The 17,781-nt window shown below is 52.2% G+C and carries 20 protein-coding genes; 11 read left to right on the top strand and 9 right to left on the bottom strand.

Annotated features, from left to right (window positions below; translation table 11 throughout):
• Positions 1 to 37: 37 nt before the first annotated feature.
• From ACJJI7_RS05505 to cysK, 5 genes are all read right to left on the bottom strand, one after another.
• Positions 38 to 667, bottom strand: coding sequence for an outer membrane beta-barrel protein (locus tag ACJJI7_RS05505; protein WP_245556707.1), 630 nt, complete (start codon positions 665 to 667; stop codon positions 38 to 40).
• A 48-nt stretch (positions 668 to 715) separates the two neighbouring features.
• Positions 716 to 973 (bottom strand): type II toxin-antitoxin system HicB family antitoxin, encoded by a 258-nt coding sequence (locus ACJJI7_RS05510; protein WP_020414141.1) that lies wholly within the window; start codon positions 971 to 973, stop codon positions 716 to 718.
• Between the two features lie 332 nt (positions 974 to 1,305).
• Complete coding sequence (locus ACJJI7_RS05515) at positions 1,306 to 1,509, bottom strand: hypothetical protein (RefSeq protein ID WP_353375484.1); 204 nt, start codon at positions 1,507 to 1,509, stop codon at positions 1,306 to 1,308.
• Positions 1,510 to 1,591: 82 nt separating this feature from the next.
• Positions 1,592 to 2,431 carry a 3'(2'),5'-bisphosphate nucleotidase CysQ gene (gene cysQ / locus ACJJI7_RS05520; RefSeq protein ID WP_282952180.1) on the bottom strand — a complete coding sequence of 280 codons (840 nt, stop codon included), beginning with the start codon at positions 2,429 to 2,431 and terminating at the stop codon, positions 1,592 to 1,594.
• A 41-nt stretch (positions 2,432 to 2,472) separates the two neighbouring features.
• Entirely contained in the window at positions 2,473 to 3,390 is a 918-nt protein-coding gene (cysK, locus tag ACJJI7_RS05525; RefSeq protein WP_444902479.1) for a cysteine synthase A, read from the bottom strand.
• A gap of 199 nt (positions 3,391 to 3,589) precedes the next feature.
• Between cysK and ACJJI7_RS05530 the strand changes: the two genes are divergently transcribed.
• The 10 genes from ACJJI7_RS05530 (at position 3,590) to ACJJI7_RS05575 (ending at position 13,123) form a co-directional block, all read left to right on the top strand.
• Complete coding sequence (locus ACJJI7_RS05530) at positions 3,590 to 4,252, top strand: lysoplasmalogenase (protein WP_444902478.1); 663 nt, start codon at positions 3,590 to 3,592, stop codon at positions 4,250 to 4,252.
• 80 nt (positions 4,253 to 4,332) lie between these two features.
• A complete protein-coding gene (gene yrfG, locus ACJJI7_RS05535) occupies positions 4,333 to 5,016 on the top strand; it encodes a GMP/IMP nucleotidase (RefSeq protein WP_020414136.1) in 684 nt (227 codons plus the stop codon).
• Positions 5,017 to 5,057: 41 nt separating this feature from the next.
• Entirely contained in the window at positions 5,058 to 5,435 is a 378-nt protein-coding gene (locus tag ACJJI7_RS05540) for an Hsp15 family ribosome-associated heat shock protein (protein WP_444902477.1), read from the top strand.
• An 85-nt stretch (positions 5,436 to 5,520) separates the two neighbouring features.
• Positions 5,521 to 7,014 (top strand): S1C family serine protease, encoded by a 1,494-nt coding sequence (locus tag ACJJI7_RS05545; protein WP_020414134.1) that lies wholly within the window; start codon positions 5,521 to 5,523, stop codon positions 7,012 to 7,014.
• 27 nt (positions 7,015 to 7,041) lie between these two features.
• Positions 7,042 to 7,494, top strand: a complete 453-nt coding sequence (locus tag ACJJI7_RS05550; protein ID WP_444902476.1) for a DUF4124 domain-containing protein — start codon at positions 7,042 to 7,044, stop codon at positions 7,492 to 7,494.
• A gap of 126 nt (positions 7,495 to 7,620) precedes the next feature.
• A complete protein-coding gene (gene hslO, locus ACJJI7_RS05555) occupies positions 7,621 to 8,499 on the top strand; it encodes an Hsp33 family molecular chaperone HslO (protein ID WP_020414132.1) in 879 nt (292 codons plus the stop codon).
• Positions 8,500 to 8,790: 291 nt separating this feature from the next.
• On the top strand, positions 8,791 to 10,338 hold the full coding sequence (locus ACJJI7_RS05560; protein ID WP_020414131.1) for a phosphoenolpyruvate carboxykinase: 1,548 nt from the start codon (positions 8,791 to 8,793) through the stop codon (positions 10,336 to 10,338).
• A 226-nt stretch (positions 10,339 to 10,564) separates the two neighbouring features.
• The gene (locus tag ACJJI7_RS05565) at positions 10,565 to 11,245 is read left to right on the top strand and encodes a hypothetical protein (protein WP_282952173.1); all 681 of its coding nucleotides are present in this window, start codon (positions 10,565 to 10,567) and stop codon (positions 11,243 to 11,245) included.
• Positions 11,246 to 11,260: 15 nt separating this feature from the next.
• Positions 11,261 to 11,962, top strand: coding sequence for a D-Ala-D-Ala carboxypeptidase family metallohydrolase (locus ACJJI7_RS05570; protein ID WP_282952172.1), 702 nt, complete (start codon positions 11,261 to 11,263; stop codon positions 11,960 to 11,962).
• 81 nt (positions 11,963 to 12,043) lie between these two features.
• Positions 12,044 to 13,123, top strand: a complete 1,080-nt coding sequence (locus ACJJI7_RS05575; RefSeq protein WP_020414128.1) for an AI-2E family transporter — start codon at positions 12,044 to 12,046, stop codon at positions 13,121 to 13,123.
• 16 nt (positions 13,124 to 13,139) lie between these two features.
• Here the strand turns inward: ACJJI7_RS05575 and ACJJI7_RS05580 are convergent, their stop codons facing one another.
• Positions 13,140 to 13,955 carry a bestrophin-like domain gene (locus ACJJI7_RS05580; RefSeq protein WP_444902475.1) on the bottom strand — a complete coding sequence of 272 codons (816 nt, stop codon included), beginning with the start codon at positions 13,953 to 13,955 and terminating at the stop codon, positions 13,140 to 13,142.
• Positions 13,956 to 14,121: 166 nt separating this feature from the next.
• Between ACJJI7_RS05580 and ACJJI7_RS05585 the strand changes: the two genes are divergently transcribed.
• Positions 14,122 to 14,643: a peroxiredoxin gene (locus ACJJI7_RS05585; RefSeq protein ID WP_020414126.1), complete on the top strand. Its 522-nt coding sequence runs from the start codon at positions 14,122 to 14,124 to the stop codon at positions 14,641 to 14,643.
• A gap of 67 nt (positions 14,644 to 14,710) precedes the next feature.
• On the opposite strand, the gene ACJJI7_RS05590 is transcribed toward ACJJI7_RS05585, so the two are convergent.
• From ACJJI7_RS05590 to glnL, 3 genes are all read right to left on the bottom strand, one after another.
• Positions 14,711 to 15,043, bottom strand: coding sequence for a PAS domain-containing protein (locus tag ACJJI7_RS05590; protein ID WP_020414125.1), 333 nt, complete (start codon positions 15,041 to 15,043; stop codon positions 14,711 to 14,713).
• 158 nt (positions 15,044 to 15,201) lie between these two features.
• Positions 15,202 to 16,608, bottom strand: a complete 1,407-nt coding sequence (ntrC, locus tag ACJJI7_RS05595) for a nitrogen regulation protein NR(I) (protein WP_020414124.1) — start codon at positions 16,606 to 16,608, stop codon at positions 15,202 to 15,204.
• 3 nt (positions 16,609 to 16,611) lie between these two features.
• Positions 16,612 to 17,694, bottom strand: coding sequence for a nitrogen regulation protein NR(II) (gene glnL, locus ACJJI7_RS05600; RefSeq protein WP_282952169.1), 1,083 nt, complete (start codon positions 17,692 to 17,694; stop codon positions 16,612 to 16,614).
• Positions 17,695 to 17,781: the final 87 nt, after the last annotated feature.

The raw sequence follows: 17,781 nt of genomic DNA on the forward strand, positions 1-17,781 counted from the left end.
TTGATAACGTATTGCAAAAACGAATAAATTTATTGTTTTAAAAACGATAGGAAAAGTTCAAAGTCAACGTGCGCAGGTGTCCTAAATTTACTCTGTAAACAGAACCAATATCGTTATAGTTGTACTCCAGTGAAGTATCAAAATCCTGGGTCCACATAAAACGGTAACCAACCCCTAGATTCCAGAAGGTATCACTGCCACTGGCATCGATGACATGATAATAATAACCATCGTAATACCATTCATCATACCGATCCCCAAAGTGCCATTTGTCTTCATGGTGATACCAGTAACCATATTTGCGCACATCATTTAGATCAATATCTGCATAATTCCAGCCCGCCATCCAGTAGAGGCATTGCACATAGCAGTTCAGGGTGAAATCAATCTTAAAATTAAGCCCAATTTGGCTGATATCCACATGGTTATCATCGAAGCGTGAGGCACGTAGTTCTACCTGCCATACCCCCACTGCCGGAGTAATACCAACGCTGGCATATCCAAAGAAATCCCTGTCACTATTGAGTTGCAGCTCTCCAGAGCCCAGTCCCAAGGTGCCAATAACCCGGTACTCCCCAGATTCAATTCCATCGAAGGGGTTGTTCCACTCTACCGCACTGGCTAAAGGGGCAAGCAGCATGGATAGAAAACACAGAACCACTCTCATTACCACCATCCTTGTAAGGCATCCCCGATACAAGCGCATAGTAAAAATCTATGCACTTTCGACATCAATAATGGCCCAAATGCCACCGGCAAAAGCCGGGTTTTCCTTCAGACTGTCCATCTCCTGAGGCTTGGGCACCGGTTCTCCTGCTCGACGCAGCTCCTCAAGGCGCTGAAAGATAGTCTCCGCCATTTTCTGCAAAGCGCCATCAAGAGTTTCGGCATAGCAATGACAATGCGGAAGGTCTGGCGCTATGGCACCAAAGCCGGCGTATTCAATATTGTGAAGCACAACCGGATAGCGCATTGGAAATTACTCTTATGCATTAACTTTCCAAAGCGTAGACGGGTTTCTATTGCCTGGAGTTTTTTTGGTAATAGAAATCAACGATTTTTTCAGAAAAATTTCTGGCTGTTTTTCCGTACAAAAACTGAGAGGAATAAGGAAATAATTCCACTATCAAGCCCCCATGAAACCCCTTACAGGAAAAATAAAACAGGATTTCCAGAAATCTATCCAGTACTTTTTTATGACTACCAAGGGAGTTTATAAAGGGGAAACTATTGATAAATATTGCCCGGTCGAAAGTGCAAATATGTCACTAAGGGGATTTTAGCAGTTTGAAATCAACGTAATATTCAACGGGGCATACGCCCCAGTAAGGCTCGGCGGGAAAAAACCATGCCATTGTAGGTTCGTTTCAGTAAATCCTGAGTTTCAGAAAATCCATCCTCAAGTGTTTCTGAGCGACGCTGTAACCAATCAATTTCCTGCTCCAGTTGCCGTCGTAGACAGCGTATATCATTGATTTGGCTAACCGCCGATTTCACCTGGTTGGACATGATGACGGCCTTTTTGAAATTGCGCACTTACGCATAAATATTCTGGAAGCGCCCCGCTACAGAAACGCGGGGCAAAGCAAGATTAGTTCACCGAGGATTCACTCGCGAGTAGTTCCTGCCAGTCAAAAGATTTATCTCCAATGACATAAAAGAACGGGTTAAGCAGGGAATCCTTGCTGTTGTAGCGCAAAAGCTGAAATTGCTCGTCAATCACAGTGCCACCAGCGGCCTCAACTACAGCCTGCGCCGCTGCGGTATCCCACTCACAAGTTGGAGCCAGACGCGGATAGAGGTCCGCTGCGCCCTCTGCCACTAGGCACAATTTCAGGGAGCTGCCCATATTTTTGCAAGCCACTGTTCCCAGCTTGGCCTCAATACGCTCCACTAACTGATCCACGGCGCCAGCACCATGGCTGCGACTGGCAACCAGTTCAACTGCCTCACCAGCATCCAGGCGCGGTTTCAGCGGCCGTACATGGATTTCTGATTCGCCCGACTCGGTGCGTTTGAAGGCTCCCGAATCCTTGCAACCGGCATAGGTAATTTCCAAAACCGGCACGTGCACCACCCCCAGAATTGGCTCACCATTTTCAATTAAAGCCACATTTACCGTGAATTCTCCAGTACGGCGAATAAACTCTTTGGTGCCATCCAGAGGGTCGACAATCCAGTAACGTTGCCATTGGCTGCGCTCTGCAAAAGAAGGCATTTCCTGTTCTTCAGATAGTACTGGCACACCCTCGATCAGCTCTGCCAATGCCGGGGCCAGTATTTTGTGCGCAGCGAGATCAGCTGCAGTAACCGGTGAATCATCCGCCTTGGTGTCGATCTCCAGTTCAGCATTGCTGTGGTAAACCTCTAAAATCGCCTCACCGGCGCGTTTGCAGCTTTCAATCACCTGCTCCAATAATGCCTTATTCATTAAAAAAACTTCCTATTTTCAGTGACCGCCATAATAGGGTTTCAGGCGGAAAACAAATCTTTTACTGAAAGGTAGCGCTCCCCGCTATCGTAACTGAACACCAGTACCCGGCTACCCGGAGCAAACTCGCCCTCACGCTTTTTCACTGCGGCCAGGCTGGCGCCGGAAGAAATACCAATGAAAATTCCTTCCTTCACCGCACATTGACGCGCCATTTCAAAGCTGTCTTCCTCACTCACGAGAACAGTGCCATCGAGTACTTCGGTATTGAGCACCTCCGGAATAAAACCAGCGCCAATGCCCTGCAAGCGGTGTAAGCCTTTCTCCCCACCGCTGATTACCGGTGACTTGTCCGGTTCGACCGCAAAAACCTGCAATTTGGGGAAACTCTCCTTCAGGACTTCACCACAACCGGTAATATGACCACCAGTACCAACACCGGTAATCAGGTAATCCAAACCTTCGGGAAAGTCTTCCAGGATTTCTTTCGCAGTGGTACTCCTGTGCACCTGAGCATTTGCGCGGTTGCGGAATTGCTGTGGCATCCAACTGTGTTGATGCTGGGATAAAAGCTCCTCAGCTTTGGCAATAGCGCCTCCCATACCCTGCTCCTTGGGCGTCAGGACCAGCTCAGCCCCCATCGCTTTCATTACCTGGCGGCGCTCCAAAGACATGGACTCAGGCATGGTAAGGATCAGACGATACCCTTTTACTGCTGCCACCATCGCGAGACCTATACCGGTATTGCCTGAAGTGGGTTCGATAATAACGCCGCCAGGCTGCAAAATACCGCGGCGTTCTGCATCCTCAATCATCGCCAGGGCAATACGATCCTTAATACTGCTCCCCGGATTAAAGCGCTCCACTTTCATCCACACCTCAATATCGGGGCGGAACATATGGTTAATTCTTACATGTGGGGTATTGCCGATGGTTTCCAGAATATTGGCTGCCTTCATCGATGAAGCTCTCCGTTAATGACGTCCACGGCATACAAACCAACCTGCCGGGACAATAAATGTCAGTTCGCGAATATTAACCCAGATGCTGCGCATCCTGAGATTTCACAGGTAAAAATCCAAGACTGCTGAGAAAGCTGTTAGATTCCCTCCGGGGATTACATCGGATAACAATAAACAGATCTCAAAGAGTACCGCTATGACCATCAATGCCACTACCACTCCACAGTCAGAGTATCTGTCTCCGGCCACATTCATACTTTGCGCAGCCCTCTTTATGCTGCTAGAAGGCTTAGGGGTTCAGGGCCTGTGGATGGCTTCGCTGAAAGCCCTGCCTATTGCGATACTCGGTCTCATGGCACTGCGCCATCTGGGTGGGCTCACCCGCCGTCTAACCCTCGTGGCCCTGTCCTTTTCCGCCCTGGGCGATGTGCTGCTGGAAATGGATTTTCATAATCAGTTTGTCTTTGGCCTTGGGGCTTTCTTATTAGCGCAACTGGTCTATGCCGCAAACTTCCTGCGCTTTGCGAACTTCCGTAACAGGCGCAGCCTGCTGCGTATTGTGCCAGTAATCCTTGCAGCGGTATTGTTGGCACAACTGATTCTTCCAGCTACGGGAGAGCTGGCGCCGGCGGTATTGGTTTATTTGCTTGCAATCGTCGCTATGGCTCTCGCAGCCGCAGCTCACCGTGGGCACTCTGGCCTGCTGTTCACTGGGGCACTTGTTTTTCTGTTATCCGATACACTGATCGCCCTGAATAAGTTCATCACGCCGCTACCCTTTGCCGATACGGCAATCATGCTTACCTATTACAGTGCGCAACTTGCCATCCTGTACGGAGTCCGTCGGGCGCAGGCATAATAGGCCCTGTCATTGGGAGGAGACGCAAGCCAGCTACACTTTGGCTTCCCGCCCTCACCATAAGGAGGTAGACAGGCCGCATGCTCGACTGGCGAAGTATCAATACCGTATTACTGGATATGGACGGCACCTTGCTGGATTTGCACTACGATAACCACTTTTGGCTCGACCATCTGCCAAAGCGCTATGCGCAGGTACACGGTCTGGACCCAAAGCAGGCACAGCTAAAGCTTGAGAAGGAGATCGATGCACGCCGCGGCACTCTCGAGTGGTACTGCCTGGACTTCTGGGCTGAAGCGTTGCAGCTGGATATCCTGGCCATACTGCGTGAGATTGAAGGACGTATTGCCCTGCGCCCTCACACAGAGGCCTTCCTACAGGGCCTGCAACAGCTTCAAAAACCCACCTTCCTCGTCACCAATGCGCACCGCCTGGGGCTCGACCATAAGCTGGAGATCACCGGAATCGGCCGCTGGTTTGACGATATTATTTCCTCCCATGACTATGGACATGCCAAGGAAAGCGAGCACTTTTGGCACGCCCTGCGCAAAGAGGTGGGATTTGATCCCGAGCGCACTCTCTTCGTGGATGACAACCAAAGTGTGTTGGCTGCGGCACAGGATTATGGCATCGCCAACCTGCTATGCATTCGCCAGCCGGATAGCCGGGGGCCCAGGCGGGAAGTAACCGACTTCCCGGCCATCCATCACTTCGATGAAATAATGGCCCTGGAGACAGGCGCCACTCATACCGGCCAGGGATAAAGCAACACCCTGGCAACGCACTCAGTAAAATTTCGGATTAAATGGAAAAAGTACGTATCGACAAGTGGCTCTGGGCCGCACGTTTCTTCAAGACCCGCAGTATCGCCAAGCAAGCTATCGATGGGGGCAAGGTGCACGCCGATGGCCAGCGAGTCAAAGCCAGTAAGGAAGTCTCCGTTGGAACCGTCCTGAGTATTCGCCAGGGCTGGGACCAGCTTGAGGTCGAAGTTATCGCACTATCCGACCAGCGTCGCAGCGCCGACATCGCCCGCACCCTTTACCGCGAGACCGATGAAAGTATCGACCGACGTGAACGCGAGCGCAGCGAGCGCCAGGCAGCCAATGCGGGTATCCAGCGTGAACGCCCCAATAAGAAGCAGCGCCGCCAGATTCACCGTTTCCTGCGTGAGCAGAAGTAGGCCCAAATAATCAATGTGGTGAAAATTCCGCCATCATTTTTTATAGCTGCTACACTGGCCCAACTTAACCCGATAGAAAACAGCCATGATGAAACGACTGATCGCCATCTCCCTGCTGCTTCTGCTCGGTATGCAGACCGCTGCCGCAGACAGCCGCGAACACGAACAACTAAAACGCTCAATCATCAAGATTTACACCACTGCCGCTGCCCCGGATTACTTTAATCCCTGGGCCCTGTTAAACCCCAAGCAGCTATCCGGTTCCGGCGCAGTTATCCGCGATCAACAGATCCTCACTAACGCCCATGTCGTGGCCAATGGCAGTTTTATCCAGGTGCAGCGCCATGGGGATGCGAAGAAATTCCGCGCACGAGTGAAGTTTGTCTCCCACGACGCCGATCTTGCACTGCTGACAGTGGACGATGAAAGCTTCTTTACCGATACCCGCCCCCTAACACTGGGCAAGCTGCCAGATCTGCAGGAGGAAGTGACTGCCTATGGTTATCCCATCGGTGGTAAATCCCTATCGATTACCCGCGGTGTGCTATCCAGGGTAGAGCACCAGTATTACGCCCACGCAGAAAGTTACCTGATGGCCGGCCAGATCGATGCCGCCATCAACCCCGGCAATAGCGGCGGTCCAGTCATTTCCAATGGCCGTATTGTCGGTGTGGCCATGCAGACCAACCAAAGCGCCGAAAACCTGGGCTACTTCGTACCCCCAAGCGTGATTGCCCATGTGCTCGAAGATGCGAAAGATGGCGTTCATCAGGGCTTTCCAGAGCTGGGAGTAGTTACCCAAAGCCTCGAGAGCCCCTCCATGAAAAAAGCCGCCGGTCTCAGTGAAGATCAGGATGGCGCCATGGTAGTAAAGGTATTCAGTGATGCCCCGGTGGCGGAAGTGTTGAAACCTGGCGATGTGCTGCTGGAAGTGGATGGCTTCAAGGTGGCCGCCGATCGCACAGTAGAGTGGCGTGAAAATCAGCGCACCAACTACCACTATGCCGTAGACCGTCACCACGTGGGAGACGCACTGCCTGTGCGCTTTTCCCGAAACGGCGAGGAGCAAACCGCTCAAGTGACTCTGGCGGCTGCCCCCCCTTCCCGTGCACTGGTACTCAGTGAGCAATTCGACCAACAGCCGCGCTACTACATTTTTGGTGGTGTGGTATTCGTGCCCCTTAATATGAATTTGATCAAGCGCTGGGGGAACAACTGGCACTCCAAGGCCCCTATTGATTACCTTTATGCGCGCAACCAATGGAGCGAGGAAAACCGTCGCGAGCTGGTGGTAGCCCTTAAGGTACTGCCCGCTAATGTCAATTTGGGTTACCACGACTGGAAGAACTGGATTATTGACTCGGTGAATGGTCACAGCGTCGCTGACTTCGACGAATTCGCCCAATTAATGGAAACCAATAAATCCGACTTCGTGGAGCTGCGAGATCGCTCCGGCTACCGCATGGTACTGGATGCCGCAGAGGCCCAGGAACAAGAGCCGCTGATCCTACAGACCTATCATATCCCCCAGCGACACTCGCAAGGGCTGTTCAGCCAGCTGGCCAATAAAGAAAAATAAGGCCCTTACCTGGGCCAGGGAGATACAGTGAAGCCGCTAAGAGGAACCTTTCTATTTACTGTCTGGCTCGGCGGCATGCTAATAGCTGCCGCTGTGAGCTCTGCAGAACTCTACCGCTGGGTAGATGAGGATGGGCGAGTGCACTTCAGTGACCGTCCCCCCTCAGCGGGCAAGGCCGAGAATATCTCCGGTAAACTGGGGCCCATCAACTCAGCCGAAGCCACACGGAAACGGGAAAGTCTGTTCAACCCCAGCTCAGCCAGTATTGACCGGGAGTACGAACAGCGCCAACAGAAGGAACAGCAAGCCCGCCAGCAGGAAATGGAGCAGCTTTGCGCCAAGGCGCGCCAGCGCCTGGCGACCCTCAACGGACGAGTTGCCTTTATTGACAAAAATGGTAAAGAAATACACGTTACGGGGCTCGAGCGCCAGGAAATGGCCAAAAAGCTCCAGCGCCAGATCGCCAGTCGTTGTGGCTGAACACTTTTCAGGCTATCGCATTCAGCCAGTATCCCCTGTACCGGCGCCATAATTACCCAGGCCAGCTACCATTTAGGGATATCCACCTCTAAAATCCCGCGGTTTAAACACCGAGGCACTCGATCTATGTCCGATCAGCTGGAACGCTTTATCTTCTCCAAACACGATATTCGCGGGCAGATGGTGACCCTAACTGAATCCTATCGCGAAGTGCTGGAGCACAACCCCCTACCGGCACCGGTAGCGCGTCTGCTGGGTGAATTCCTGGCCGCAGCCTGCCTGCTTTCAACCACTCTTAAATTCGATGGTGTACTCAGCATACAAGCCCGTGGAGAAGGGGATTTACCTTTGATCATGGCTGAATGTACCCATCACAGCGACTTGCGGGGTATCGCCCGAGTGGCCGAAGATGCACAGATTGACGATGACGCAACCCTGGGCCAAATGATCGGCAGCCGCGGCGCGCTCGCTATTACTCTGGAACCTAAACGGGGTGAACGCTACCAGGGCGTAGTGCCCATGGAAAAAGAGAACCTGGCCGGGTGCCTGGAAGACTACTTTACCCAGTCGGAACAACTGGATACCCGCTTCTGGCTGGAATGCGATAGCAGCAGTGTTGGCGGCATTATGCTGCAGGTGTTGCCAGGCAATAATGCCGCTAGTGCAGAGGAAAACCGCGATGCCTGGGAAACCGCTCTGCACCTTGCCGATACGGTAACTGATAAAGAGTTGTTTACAGTTCCCCACGAGGAACTGATTCACCGCCTGTTTCATCAGTTGGAGCCGGCCACCCTGGGTACCGACAGCATCCGCTTCAAGTGCAGCTGTTCGCGGGAGCGCAGCGCGAGGGCATTGATGTCCCTGGGTGCCGAGGACGTTTTCAAGCTATTGGATGAGCAGAATGGCGAGATTGTTTCAGATTGCCAGTTTTGCAATGCCCAATACCGCTTCGATCGCGACCAGATTGAATCCCTTCTAAACGCCCCCCCCCACACTCTGCACTGAGTGGGCTGCCCGGGCGGGGGCTCCATCCCCCGCCAATTACTATCTACAAAATAGGGTTATTAGCACCACCATTATTCACAAGACAAATTCCACAACAATAACTCATACATCAAGCTGATGATTAATTGCTTAATTTATGGTGACAGCGCTGTCAAAGCGCAAAAAATGACCGTCTTTGCTATCCGCTTATTTTGAATTTTGCCATAATGCGCCCCCCAAATTTTGCCTGGCTGCCTAATACTTGGGCAGCCCTAATATTTTTACTATCCAACATTCACGGGTAATCGACGAATGGCACAGATCGACGACACCGCGCTGGTTTTCAAGAACCTATCACCAGCACAATTGGTAGAGCAGGCTCTTACGCGCGGCGAAGGCAAATTATCTGACACAGGCGCGCTGGTCACTGAAACCGGCGCCCGTACCGGCCGTTCCCCAGCGGACCGCTTCGTTGTGGAAGAGCCCTCCACCGCCGACAGCATCGCCTGGGGCAATGTGAACCGCCCCTTTCCGCAGGATAAATTCGATGCCCTGTGGGACCGTGTAGAGGCATTTGTCTCCGGTGGTGACAGCTTCGTGCAACAGCTCCATGTTGGCCAGGACGAAGATCACTACCTGCCGGTTGTCGTAACCACCCAGACCGCGTGGCACAACCTGTTCGGCCGCAACATGTTTATCCGCGCTGAGAAGTACAACCCCAAGGGCAAGGAAGAATGGCGCATCCTGCACGCACCAAACTTCGTGTGTGAGCCCGAGCGCGACGGCACCAACTCCGAGGGCTGTGTAATTATCAACTTTGGCCAGCGCAAAGTTCTGCTGGCTGGCATGCGCTACGCCGGTGAAATGAAGAAGGCAATGTTCTCCGTTCAGAACTTCCTCCTGCCGGAAAAAGACGTAATGCCCATGCACTGCGCTGCTAACGTTGGTGAAGACGGCGACACCTGTCTGTTCTTTGGCCTGTCCGGCACCGGTAAGACCACCCTATCCGCGGACCCGGAACGCTACCTGATTGGCGACGATGAGCACGGCTGGACCAAGGGTGCAGTATTCAATATGGAAGGTGGTTGCTACGCGAAAACCATCGACCTGAGCCAGAAGAATGAGCCGGTAATCTGGGATGCCATTCGTTTCGGGGCCATCGTTGAGAACGTGGTAACCAACGAACACGGCACTGCTGACTACTGCGACACCAGCCTCACCGAAAATGGCCGCTGCTCCTACCCACTGGAACACGTGGAAATGCGCCAGCTGGAGAACCGCGCCGGAGAGCCGAAAAATGTAATCTTCCTCACCTGTGACGTATCCGGTGTATTGCCCCCGGTATCCATCCTCTCCAAAGAGGCTGCGGCATACCACTTCCTATCTGGTTACACCGCGCGCGTGGGCTCTACCGAGCTAGGTGCAGAAGCCGGTATTCACCCGACCTTCTCCACCTGCTTCGGCGCACCTTTTATGCCGCGCGCTCCTCGCGAGTACGCCGACCTGCTGATGAAGCGCATCGAGGACTTCGGCTCCAAGGTTTACCTGGTCAATACTGGCTGGACTGGTGGTTCAGGCAATAATGGCAAACGTTTCCCGATCCCAGTAACCCGCGCAGTAGTTGCCGCTATCCAGAACGGCGCGCTACAAGGCACCGCCACCGAGCACCTGGAAACCCTGAACCTGGACATTCCTTTGGAAGTACCGGGTGTAGACAAAGCCTACCTGAACCCACGCGAAGCCTGGGATGACAAGGCAGCCTACGACGACCAGGCCGGCAAGCTGGCCAAACTATTTGCCGAAAACATTGAGAAATTCAATGTGAACGATGAAGTGAAGAACGCCGGTCCCAAGGCCTAAGTTCCACTTCCCAGAACACTCCACAACGATATCAAATCGCTGAGGAGTCTAAAAAGCCCCAAGGCCGCAAGGCCTCGGGGCTTTTTTATGCACAGTTCAGCCCACCCTACTCAACTGCCCCGCCGAATTTTGCGGCTATAGTGTTTAAACAAACGCCGACGATTTGGGCGCCTGCGGATCGAAGCCCCGCTCCGCAGTACAGCTCCAGGAGCAGAAGTCTCAGCTCATGTCCGCTGACAAATTTTTGATACGTTTCAACATACTGTACCCATACCGGCCGCCCGGTCGCAGGGTTAACCGGGTGGTGGTTGTATTCCTGACACTACTGCTGGCTTCAATATTGCTGATACTGTGGCTTTTTCTCTACCAAAAGTCCCTGGATAAGCCCTATGTGGAGATAAGGGGCCATCGTGTTGCCAGCGCAGATAATTTTGATGGATTCCTGCGCTACGGCGACAACCGGGAACGGGTACAGGCTCTCAGTCGCTACCTGGCGAGCCGGGGTATAGCAAATGTTGTCCCGGTAAGTAGCTTGCTACGCCAGGGCGGCGGATGGATAGAATTGAGAGAACCTCCTTTTGCTATCCCACCCCAAAGCGAGTGGCACAACATAGTCAAGACTTTGACACTACTGCGGGATCAGATCATTCCTCTAATTGGCTCTGTAGATGTAGTCGCAGGATTTCACAGTGACGCTTATAACCGCAAGCTGGAACACAGTGACAAGGCCCATCATCGAGACTTTTGTGCCCTGGACCTGATCCCCAAATCGAATATCAGTCACCGGGAGCTAGTGGAGGAATTGCGCGCCCTTCACGCGCGCCTCGGCCCGGAGAGCAATTTCGGCCTCGGCCTCAGCGATGGAGTGCGCTTCCATATCGACACCTGCGGCTATCGCATCTGGTAATTGGCGGAGATGCCCATGGATATTCAAGACAACAAAGCTACCGAAACCAATAGCCCGCGTCGCCGATTACTGCTGCTTGCTGCCATTCTCATCGCAGCCATTATTACCGTATTACTTTTTACTTCAGAGAAAACACGGGAGCTCGGCGAGCGTTTAATCAGCCCCATCGATTTACTACCATTACCAGAAATCCCGGATATTTATGATATTCAGGGGTATCCAGCGGCATCTGAGCGGCTCTTCAGCCGCTTTCTTAAACAGGAAGACAACAATATCCTGTTTTCCAAGCTGAAAAATTTCCTGCGCATTAATCAGGTAGACCAGGTTGTGCCCCCGTTTGAATTGTTGCGCCAAGGCAGCGATTGGCAGGATCTGGATGAACCGCCATTTGCCATTCCCCCGGTAGGAAACTGGGGAACCATGGTATACACCCTGCGGGCAGTGCAGCGTGAAATCGTTCCAATTATCGGCCCCGTCACCGTAGTCTCCGGTTGGCGCACCACCAGCTATAACAGTAAGGCCGGCGGCTCCAGGGGCAGCAAGCACCTGCACTTTTGTGGACTGGATATAGTTCCGCAGAAAAAGTTCTCTCGCGAGCAACTGGTACCAGTACTGAAGAATATCCATAAGTACAACGGCCAACAGTGGAACATGGGCCTGGGCATCTATAAAGGTATTCGCTTTCATGTGGACACCTGCGGTTACAGGCGCTGGTAAATCCCTCTTGCTTCTGCTTAGATAGAGCGCAAATAAGGCGCCCGATACCACAGGGCTTTTGCAGAAGCAGAGGAAGTTCCCGTGCAGGAAAAATTGGAAAGGCGCTCGTTTATCCTTTCACTTCTATTGGTTTCAGTAGCCTTCCTGCTACTTGTAAAACCTTTTTTCACACCGATTTTCTGGGCTTGTGCCATCGCCCTGATCTTTTACCCGGTATACCGCCTTCTGATGCAGCGTTTTCCAAACTCGCCCAATTCCATGGCGCTGCTGACCCTGTTCATGTGTATTGTGCTGCTGGTGATACCGGTACTGGTGGTGGCCACTTCTTTTATCAATGAGGCGGTAACGCTTTATCACAAAGTACAAAACGGTGAGATTGATATTTCCAAATCTCTGGAACAGGTGCGCAGCGCCTTCCCTCGGGTCAACGATATGCTTGAGAGCATAGGAGTGGACATTGAGGAGGCCAAGCAGCGCCTACTCGGCGGAGTAATGAATGCGGGCAGCTTTGTCGCCAGAAATGCTATCGAGGTGGGCCAAAACACTGTTAACTTTTTTGTCATGCTGGGTCTGATGCTCTATCTCACCTTCTTTTTAATCCGCGATGGTGAGCGGCTAGTTAACCTGATAATACACGCGCTTCCCCTCGGCGATGAGCGCGAGCACCTGCTTCTGGCCAAGTTTGCCGAGGTCACCCGTGCAACCATCAAGGGCAACCTGGTGGTCGCCATTACCCAAGGCACCCTGGGCGGTATTATTTTCTGGGTCCTTGACCTACCTGCACCGCTTTTGTGGGGGGTCCTGATGACACTGTTATCACTGCTACCAGCAGTAGGTGCAGCATTGATCTGGTTCCCCGCATCCATTTACCTATACGGGGTAGGGGAACCCATTAAAGCCACTATATTGCTCGCCTACGGATTTACTGTGATCAGCCTGGTAGACAACATACTGCGCCCGATTTTAGTTGGGCGGGATACCAAGCTGCCAGACTATCTGGTGCTGTTTTCCACTGTGGGCGGCCTGTTTATGTTTGGTGTCAGCGGCTTTGCCATAGGCCCGCTACTCGCCGCGCTGTTCATCGCCTTTTGGGAAATTTTTATGCGGGAGTTTGTGCACCCGGAAGATATGCTGATGCCACCCAGACCTGATAGCGAGTAAAACTCACCTGGACTCTTTAACGCTCTGAGGGAGCCTGAGACTCCCTTTGACGTAGCGCTTTCAGGCGCTGGTTGAGATCACTCATCGGCGCCTGGTCAACCAGTAACACTCCCTGGTTGGCCCTGTCTAAATCGGCGATCAGCAAAATCACCGTGGCAAAGGTGAGAGCCAGTGCCAGTACAACCTGCACCGAACCACCGCGGCTGATCCCCAGCTGGTAACCAATCGCCAGCATGGCCAGTATTGTCATAAAGTACAGCGCCAGCCACAGGGGGGCGGGAATACGATACTGCAGGCCCACCACCACCCTTGCGCGATGCAAGTCCATCAGGGTGTTTACCGGATCGGAAAATTGGCGCAGGTAATCCGCATTGTAACCCTGGGCAATATGGCTCTGTACCAGTTGCCACAGCTGCCGCTGAATTTCCTCACTGCGTTTGATATCAGCAGAGCTTACCGGTGTAGAGGGATCAAAATCACGCAGATCCACATATTCCGCAAGCAATCCACGGGCGCGCTCACGTTTCATTTTCTCAAGAAAGTCCGCATTCAGGTAGGCCGCCAGGATAGTATTAACCTCCTGCAATAACAGAGCCTTGCGCTCATTAAAGCGGTCCGCGGTCATATTGAAGGTAAACGCTAAAACAAATGCCACCAAACCAAGCGTTGCCGCAACAGCACTGCCAATCGACGACTCACCTGCAACACTCTCTCTTCTCTGGCGCCTATGCCCCCAGAATACCCCTAACGCCAAAGCGCAGAGAACCAGTGCCACTGTAATCAGATATATCAGGGGCAATGGCAGCAAATAGAAAATATTACCCGAGTGCATAAGAGTCCCCACAGACTGAGGAAAGTCTGGCCCAGCGGGGTATCACTGGCCAGTTTTTCCAAGCTCTCTGCAGGGCTAAAGAAGTGGCGTATTTATAATGAACCTACTAGTTTGTACCATATGGCAGCGGTAGCATAGGCGCAACATATCCGAGAGCGAACATACTATGAAATACTGGATTACCCTGGTTTTAACTACGCTGATCAGCCTGCCATTGATGGCCCTTGAGGTTGGTGACAGAGCACCGGACTTCTCTCTTCAAGGATCAGACGGCAATACACACAGACTCGCTGAACACAAAAATAGAAATGCAGTAGTAATCGCCTGGTATCCACGTGCCTTTACCAAGGGCTGCACGATAGAGTGCAAATCACTGGCAAAAAATGGACACAAGATTCGCAAGTTCAATGCTGCCTACTTTATGGCAAGCACCGATGATATTGATGAAAATACACGCTTCGCTAAGCACAATGAAGCCGACTTCCCTCTCCTGAGCGATCCTTCAGGTGAAGTCGCCAAGGCTTACGGCGTGCTAGTTCCAATGATCAATATTGCCCGGCGTATTACTGTCTATATCGGTAAGGATGGGAAAGTCCTGAAAATTGATAAAGACGTTAACCCTGCCACCAGTGCAGAGGATATTGCCAGAAACCTGGCCAAACTAGGCATAGAAAAGAGTGAGCCCTAAAAATATTAATAAATCTGGCCCGAAGCACTCAGGGCCAGATTTATCCGAATCAACTTAATTTATGACATCATTCTATTACGAAAGAAATGCCAAAGCAGCACTTCTCCCCCTCAAAATCCCCAAGCCACTTGCAAACACTTAACGTAGCCTCACCTCGACTGGATTTAATTACGTGCTCTAGTAAATAATCCGGCTCACCGGAAGCAAAGACGCGCTTATCCGCCTCTCGCAGAGCTTGAGCATTTTCCGCCCAAGTTAGTTGAGCGTCGGTTTTTCCCACTACATCCTCACCGGCCAACTCGCAAATTTTGCGATTACCCCAAATATATTTTTCATCTTGATCTTTCACCCAAAAAAGAAACGGCACATTATCAACAACTCTAAGCTCTTCAGCGTTCATAGAACTCCATCTCCAGCCACTACATTCATATTTGAACTGCATTAATAAATGCAAGTGTAAAAGCCAAAGGAGGTTTTGCCTTTATCATTCATTGAGTATTAACATGAAAATTCTTATTTCATCTTTGTCAGAAATAGCCGGAGGCACAAAAATAGTTCTTAATTGCCGCTAATCTCCAGCTCTTTTAATTTTCTTGTCAGGGTATTTCGTCCCCAACCAAGTAAATCTGCGGCATCACGCTTGCGCCCGGCCGTATGCTTTAAAGCAATCTCGATCAGGGCACGCTCAAATGCGGGAACTGCCTCACTGAGTATTTCGCGCCGCCCGGATGACAGGGCTTGATCAGCCCAAATACGTAGGGCTTTTTGCCAGTCCAGTGGGGTTTCGCTCTCCTGCCCTTGTTGGTGCAGTTCCTGGGGCAAGTCTTCGATATGTACTTCACGGCCAGAGGCCATAACAGTAATCCAGCGACAAGTATTTTCGAGCTGCCGTACATTTCCAGGCCAATCCAAACCTGACAGGTAACCCTCTGTTTCCTTAGTCAGGATTTTTGGTTCCACCCCAAGGTCTTTTGCGGCAGCATTGAAGAAGTGACGCACCAGCCTTGGGATATCTTCACGGCGATCGGCCAACCTTGGAATATGAATGCGGATTACATTCAAGCGATGAAATAGGTCTTCGCGGAATTTATGCTGCAGTACCAGCTCCTCAAGGTTTTGATGGGTCGCGGCAATAATCCGCACATCCACTTTTACCGGAGTGTGTCCGCCAACCCGATAAAACTCCCCATCCGCCAATACTCGCAGAAGCCGCGTCTGGGTTTCTGCCGGCATATCACCAATTTCATCCAGGAAAAGGGTACCGCCATTGGCCTGCTCAAAACGCCCGGCACGCTGGGAGCTGGCCCCGGTAAAAGCGCCTTTCTCATGCCCAAACAATTCAGACTCCATCAAGTCTTTCGGAATCGCGGCCATATTCAGGGCGATAAAGGGTTTTTCCCTTCGTGGACTGTGATTGTGCAACGCCTGAGCCACCAGTTCCTTACCAGTGCCAGACTCACCATTGATTAATACAGTGATATTTGAGTGAGAGAGCCTGCCGATCGCACGGAAAACTTCCTGCATCGCCGGCGCTTCACCAATGATTTCTTTATTCTCGGTGCCATTATCCTGTTCAATGCGCTCTTCCTGCGCCTGCTCACTGGCGTGCACCAGGGCACGGCGTGTAACCGCTACAGCCTCATCAATATCAAAAGGCTTAGGCAGATATTCAAAGGCACCGCCCTGATAGGCGGCGACAGCACTATCCAGATCCGAGTGAGCAGTCATAATAATTATCGGCATGTTTGGACGTTCCGCCTGGAAGCGCTGAAGCAACTTGAATCCATCGGAGCCCGGCATACGAATATCGCTAATCACCACGTCCGGTGAATCGCTGTAAAAATCATCCAGGGCACGGTCGCCACTCTCGTAGCATTGGGTTTCTATCCCCTCCCGAGAAAGCGCCCGCTCCAGCACCCAGCGGATAGATCTGTCGTCGTCAATTATCCAAACGCGATTACTCATTCTCTAGGTTCCTGTATTGGCTAATTCGATAGTCAACGGCAAATAGATCTGGAATACCGTGCGACCGGGACGGCTGTCACACTTAATTAGGCCGCGATGCTGACTGATAATGTTCTGTGATATGGATAGCCCTAAGCCGGAGCCCTCCGCGCGCCCTGATATCATCGGGAAGAAGATCCGCTCACGGATCTCCTCGGGAATACCGGGACCGTTATCTTCAATTTCGATACGGCATACCAGTGGACAATTGCGACGACCAATTGTGAATTGGCGCTGGACCCGTGTGCGCAATACCATCTCCCCACTGGCGAGACCGATACTCTCATTTATCGATTGCATCGCATTGCGGGCGATGTTCAGCAGTGCCTGGATCAACTGTTCGCGATCCGCTGGTACATCCGGGATAGAGGGGTCGTAATCCCTGCGGATACTCAGTTCACCATCACATTCCACCTCTAGAAGCTGTGCCACTCGCTCCAGGATTTCATGGACATTGGTCTCCGCCAGTTTCACCGGCTGACGCGGTCCCAACAAGCGGTCCACCAAATTGCGCAGGCGGTCCACCTCCTCAATGATGATCTGTGTGTACTCTTCCAGAGAGGCATCTGGTAACTCTCTCTGAAGCAGTTGTGCCGCACCGCGGATACCGCCGAGGGGGTTCTTCACTTCATGTGCCATGCCCCGCACCAGGTTACGCGCAGTTTCCTGGGTACTGAGCAATGCATCTTCACGTGCAATGCGCAGCAGGCGGTCCATAGGTTGCACCTCAAGCAGTAAAACACCTAGCTCTGGCACAGGACTCACCGAGTAATCCACAGTGCGCGTATCCAGGTTGTGCAGACGCCAACGAGCGCGGCGCACCGTATATTTTTCACAACTGACCAGCGCATCACGCATGGCTTTTTGCGCAGCTGCAGATTCTCGCACGACCTCTTCCAACGGCAATCCGCTGACCCTTGCACTGGATGCCGCCAGCAAATCCTCGGCCGCATTGTTCAAGTAACAGAGTGATAACGTGTCATCCAGCACCATAACGGCTGAAGTGAGACTGTCTAACAGCTGGCGCAGCTGGCGATCATTGAGCATTCAGTGGTTTCCGGTTCTCTGCGGCGGCCGGGGTAGGGTTAGCACCCGGCGCGATAAGCCCTTGTATCTAGCCAGTGCAAAAAGCAA

Source organism: Microbulbifer variabilis (genome assembly GCF_056232115.1).

Coding starts and splice junctions, on each gene's coding strand:
- ACJJI7_RS05590 (WP_020414125.1), bottom strand. CDS start 15,043: ATGAACGCTGAAGAGCTTAGAGTTGTTGATAATGTGCCGTTTCTTTTT.
- glnL (WP_282952169.1), bottom strand. CDS start 17,694: ATGCTCAATGATCGCCAGCTGCGCCAGCTGTTAGACAGTCTCACTTCA.
- ACJJI7_RS05515 (WP_353375484.1), bottom strand. CDS start 1,509: ATGTCCAACCAGGTGAAATCGGCGGTTAGCCAAATCAATGATATACGC.
- cysQ (WP_282952180.1), bottom strand. CDS start 2,431: ATGAATAAGGCATTATTGGAGCAGGTGATTGAAAGCTGCAAACGCGCC.
- ACJJI7_RS05580 (WP_444902475.1), bottom strand. CDS start 13,955: ATGCACTCGGGTAATATTTTCTATTTGCTGCCATTGCCCCTGATATAT.
- ntrC (WP_020414124.1), bottom strand. CDS start 16,608: ATGAGTAATCGCGTTTGGATAATTGACGACGACAGATCTATCCGCTGG.
- cysK (WP_444902479.1), bottom strand. CDS start 3,390: ATGAAGGCAGCCAATATTCTGGAAACCATCGGCAATACCCCACATGTA.
- ACJJI7_RS05505 (WP_245556707.1), bottom strand. CDS start 667: ATGAGAGTGGTTCTGTGTTTTCTATCCATGCTGCTTGCCCCTTTAGCC.
- ACJJI7_RS05510 (WP_020414141.1), bottom strand. CDS start 973: ATGCGCTATCCGGTTGTGCTTCACAATATTGAATACGCCGGCTTTGGT.
- yrfG (WP_020414136.1), top strand. CDS start 4,333: ATGCTCGACTGGCGAAGTATCAATACCGTATTACTGGATATGGACGGC.
- ACJJI7_RS05540 (WP_444902477.1), top strand. CDS start 5,058: ATGGAAAAAGTACGTATCGACAAGTGGCTCTGGGCCGCACGTTTCTTC.
- ACJJI7_RS05585 (WP_020414126.1), top strand. CDS start 14,122: ATGAAATACTGGATTACCCTGGTTTTAACTACGCTGATCAGCCTGCCA.
- hslO (WP_020414132.1), top strand. CDS start 7,621: ATGTCCGATCAGCTGGAACGCTTTATCTTCTCCAAACACGATATTCGC.
- ACJJI7_RS05545 (WP_020414134.1), top strand. CDS start 5,521: ATGATGAAACGACTGATCGCCATCTCCCTGCTGCTTCTGCTCGGTATG.
- ACJJI7_RS05560 (WP_020414131.1), top strand. CDS start 8,791: ATGGCACAGATCGACGACACCGCGCTGGTTTTCAAGAACCTATCACCA.
- ACJJI7_RS05565 (WP_282952173.1), top strand. CDS start 10,565: ATGTCCGCTGACAAATTTTTGATACGTTTCAACATACTGTACCCATAC.
- ACJJI7_RS05570 (WP_282952172.1), top strand. CDS start 11,261: ATGGATATTCAAGACAACAAAGCTACCGAAACCAATAGCCCGCGTCGC.
- ACJJI7_RS05530 (WP_444902478.1), top strand. CDS start 3,590: ATGACCATCAATGCCACTACCACTCCACAGTCAGAGTATCTGTCTCCG.